This window comes from Rhodococcus sp. P14 (assembly GCF_000256505.1).
GTDB lineage: Bacteria > Actinomycetota > Actinomycetes > Mycobacteriales > Mycobacteriaceae > Rhodococcus > Rhodococcus ruber.
The window spans coordinates 1-3,914 of the sequence record NZ_AJFC01000088.1; the positions used below are offsets into that span (position 1 = coordinate 1).

Sequence of the window (3,914 nt, forward strand, 5' to 3'; positions counted from 1 at the left end):
AGGGAGATCGTCTCGGGCGGGGTCACCGCGAGCGGCCCGGCCCCGACGACGACGGCGACGGTCAGCAGTGCGGCGCACGCCACCCACATCCCGACGATGTACCTCCGGGACCGGCCCTGGGCGCGCATGGAGGCGCTGCCGACGAGCGACTCCGGGAAGTTGGACACGAAGATCGCGACCAGCAGAGCGAGACCGCCGGTGCCCTCCCCCAGGGACACGCCCAGCGCCACGTTCTCGGGCACCCCGTCGAGGGTGACCGCCGCCAGCAGCGCCAGACCGGCCGCCCCGCTGACCGAGGACGACGACGGCGCGGTTCCCTCGGCGGCGGCATCGACGTCGAGTTTCTCACTGCCGTGGTCCTTTTCGCGCCGCCCCTCGGCCACCCGGTCCAACCACGCGCTGAGCGCGGTGAACACGATCGCGCCGACCGCGAGGCCGATCGCCGCGCGCCAGATGCCGCCCTTCTCGTACGAATCCTCGAACAACTCGAACGACAGGGCGGTGATGAGCGCGCCGGCGGCGAACGCCAGCATCGCCGCGAGAACGCGTTTGGGGATCTCTACCCAGCCGCCCACCAACGCCCCGAGCACCAGTGCGCTCGACGCGACGATCCCGAAGATCAACGATTCGACGATGACCGGCCTCCCTCCGACTCGCCCCGACGGACGGCCGGATACCCCGTGTGGCAGGCCGGAAACCCTACCGGCGCACCGAAGTCAGCCGAGCGGAACCCACCACGGAACCTGCGAGCCCGGCCGCAGCACGTCGATCCGCTGCCCCGGCATCGGTACGGCCGTGGGTACCCCTTCCGCGCGCGCGGCCGGCAGGAGCCGCGCGATCGGCTCGGACCATGCGTGAAACGCCAGATTGAAGGTGCCCCAGTGTACGGGGACGAGCAGGCTGGGATGGTCACCGCCGCCGAGGTCGGTGTGGGTGCGCACCGCCTCCTCCGGGTTCATGTGCACGTCGGGCCAGCGCGGGTCGTACGCGCCTACCGGCAGCAGCGTCAGGTCGAAGGGCCCGTAGCGGTCCCCCAGGTCGGCGAACCGGGGTGTGTAGCCGCTGTCGCCGCCGAAGAACACCCGTCGCGTCGGCCCGGCGATCACCCACGAGGACCACAACGTGATGTTGCGGATCAGGCCGCGGCCGGAGAAGTGCCGCGCCTCGGTGCAGGTGACGGTGAGCGCACCCACCTCGGTGTGCTGGTCCCAGTCCAGCTCGACGATCCGGTCGGCGGGGATCCGCCACCGGCGCAGGTGCGCGCCCACACCGAGCGGGACCAGGAACCGGGCCTCGGGCTGCGTGGCCGCCAGCGCCTCGACGGTCTCGCGGTCGAGGTGGTCGTAGTGGTCGTGGGAGATCACGACGGCGTCGATCGGCGGCAGTTCCGTGAGTTCGACCGGCGACGGGTGCAGCCGGGCCGGGCCCACGGCGGCCGACGGCGAGACCCGCTCGCTCCACACCGGGTCGGCGAGGATCCGGTGGCCGTCGATCTCGAGGAGGGCGCTCGAGTGTCCGTACCAGGTCACCGCAAGCTCCGCGGCCTGCACCGGCGCGAGCGGCGGCGCGAGCGGCACCGCGTCGCGCGGCACACCTGAGGACCGGCGGGTGAGCATGTCCTTGACAAGGCTGCCGCCGGCCTCGGGCAGCACGGTGCTGCTCGGCTCCGAGTTGTGGAAGCGCCCGTTCCGATACCGGGGTGAGCCGGCGGCGTACGGACGGATGTCCGCCGGGGTCGCGCCGATCGAGCCCGGGACGCCGCGGGCGGCCCGCGCCACCCACAGCAAGCCGGCACCGGCAAGGGCGGACGAGGCGGTCTGCTTGACGCTCACCCCACCACTGTAGGGGCGCGGGCGCGCACGGCTGCACGAGCGCGGGCGCGCACGGCTGCACGAGCGCGGGCGCGCTCAGCGACCGCGGAAGACCGGCGCCCGGCGTTCCGAGCGGGCCTGGCGCGCCTCCTGGGCGTCCTCGCTGAGCCACGCCGCGGCGAGCGCGGCCGTCTGCTCGGGCGACGGCTCGTCGCGCGTGCCGTCGTCGTTGAGGAACAGCTTCATCGCGTGCAGCGACAACGGGGCGAGTTCGGCGATCTCGCGTGCCCAGGACTGCGCGGCGACGAGGTCGCCGATCCGGTTGGCCAGACCGCGGTCGACCGCCTCGTGGGCGTCGACCGGTTCGGCGGCGAGCAACACGGCCCGCGCGGGGCCGCCGCCGAGCAGGGAGACCAGCCGCCGGACCGTCCACCGGTCCACCGAGATACCGAGACGCGCCGCCGGAATCGCGAATCGGGCGCCCGGGGCGACGACCCGCAGGTCCGCCGCGAGAGCGAGCTGGGTGCCCGCACCGATCGCGGGGCCGTTGATCGCGGCGATCACCGGGACGGGCGCCTCCTGGATCGCACGGAGCATCTCCCCTAGGCTGTCGAGGAATCCTTCCGCGTAGACGTCGCCCGACAGGTCGGCGCCGGCACAGAAGCTCGAGCCGCGCCCGGTGATCACGACCGCACGCGCACCCCCGTCGAGGGCCTCCTCGAGCCCCTCCCGGACCTGGACGCACAGCTCGGTGTTGAGCGCGTTGCGGCGCTCCTCGCGCCGCAGTTCGAGCGTGACCACGTCGCCGTCACGGCTGATCCCCATCATGTGTGCTTCACCTTTCGTCGACGGCACGCATCATCGCACCCGCCGGGGGCGGGCGCGAGGGCGCTCCGCGTCAGTCCTCGTCCGCGCGCGGCCGGCCGGGCTTGCGGATGCGCCCGGCCTCGCGTGGCATGCGTCCGGCCTCGCTCAGCGCACGACGGAGCAGGAACTCGATCTGGGCGTTGGTGCTGCGCAACTCGTCGGCGGCCCAGCGTGCGAGGGCGTCGTGGACCGCAGGGTCGAGCCGGAGCAGCAGCTTCTTGCGTTCGGCCATCGTGTCGACGACGCGTCAGGCGTAGAGCGATCCGGTGTTGAGCACCGGTTGCGCGCTCTGGTCGCCGCACAGGACCACGAGCAGGTTGCTCACCATCGCGGCCCTGCGCTCCTCGTCGAGTTCGATGGTGTGTTCCTTCTCGAGCTGTTCGAGGGCGGTTGCGACCATGCCGACCGCGCCCTTGACGATCTGCTCACGCGCGGCGATGACCGCACCCGCCTGCTGCCGGCGCAACATGGCCTGCGCGATCTCGGGCGCGTACGCGAGCCGGTTGATCCGGGATTCGACGACCCGCACGCCGGCGGATCCGACCCGCTCGTCGACTTCGGCGGACAGCCTCGTGGTGATCTCGTCGGCGTTCTGCCGCAGCGACAACGTCTCCGGGCCCGCGTCGTACGGGTAGCTGCCGGCGATGTGACGGACGGCCGCCTCGGTCTGCACGGCGACGAACTCCTCGAAGTCGTCGACATCGAACACGGCCCGGGCGGTGTCCTCGACCTGCCACACGATGACCGCCGAGATCTCGATGGGGTTGCCGTCGGCGTCGTTGACCTTCGCGATCCCGGTCTCGTGGTTGCGGATCCGGGTCGAAACCTTGCGGCGGGTGTTGAGCGGGTTCATCCACCGCAACCCGTCCTTCCGGAGGGTGCCCGAGTACGAGCTGCCGAGCAACTGCAGCACCCGCGCCTCGTTGGGCTCGACGAGGACCAGGCCGGCGAGCGCGACGGTGGCCGGGACGACCAGCACCGCGCCGACCACGACGAGCGCGACGTTGTGGTTCAGCGCGCCGAACACGGCGAGCGCCACGGCCGCGATGTCCACGGTGAGCGCGATCGCGAGGACGGACCAGCCGTTGACGGACCTTCCGGGCCGCTCCGTGACGACGGAGGAGGTGGCGGACATGGCGGGACTCCCTTTCCGGAGACTCCAATGAGATATTAAAGTGATATCACATTATCGGCCGGCCGGACAGCGGCGACGGACACGTCGGTGCATCATGCGAC

General features: G+C 71.9%; 5 protein-coding genes. All 5 read right to left on the reverse strand.

Annotated features, from left to right (window positions below):
* Positions 1 to 623 (reverse strand): ZIP family metal transporter (locus OEY_RS0106625; RefSeq protein ID WP_010593109.1); only part of this gene is annotated, 623 nt, incomplete at its 3' end.
* Between the two features lie 93 nt (positions 624 to 716).
* On the reverse strand, positions 717 to 1,832 hold the full coding sequence (locus OEY_RS0106630; protein WP_010593110.1) for an MBL fold metallo-hydrolase: 1,116 nt from the start codon (positions 1,830 to 1,832) through the stop codon (positions 717 to 719).
* Positions 1,833 to 1,907: 75 nt separating this feature from the next.
* Positions 1,908 to 2,639: an enoyl-CoA hydratase gene (locus OEY_RS0106635; protein ID WP_010593111.1), complete on the reverse strand. Its 732-nt coding sequence runs from the start codon at positions 2,637 to 2,639 to the stop codon at positions 1,908 to 1,910.
* Between the two features lie 70 nt (positions 2,640 to 2,709).
* Positions 2,710 to 2,910, reverse strand: coding sequence for a hypothetical protein (locus tag OEY_RS0106640; RefSeq protein WP_003936370.1), 201 nt, complete (start codon positions 2,908 to 2,910; stop codon positions 2,710 to 2,712).
* Positions 2,911 to 2,925: 15 nt separating this feature from the next.
* Complete coding sequence (locus OEY_RS0106645; protein ID WP_010593112.1) at positions 2,926 to 3,813, reverse strand: SPFH domain-containing protein; 888 nt, start codon at positions 3,811 to 3,813, stop codon at positions 2,926 to 2,928.
* Between the last annotated feature and the right edge of the window lie 101 nt (positions 3,814 to 3,914).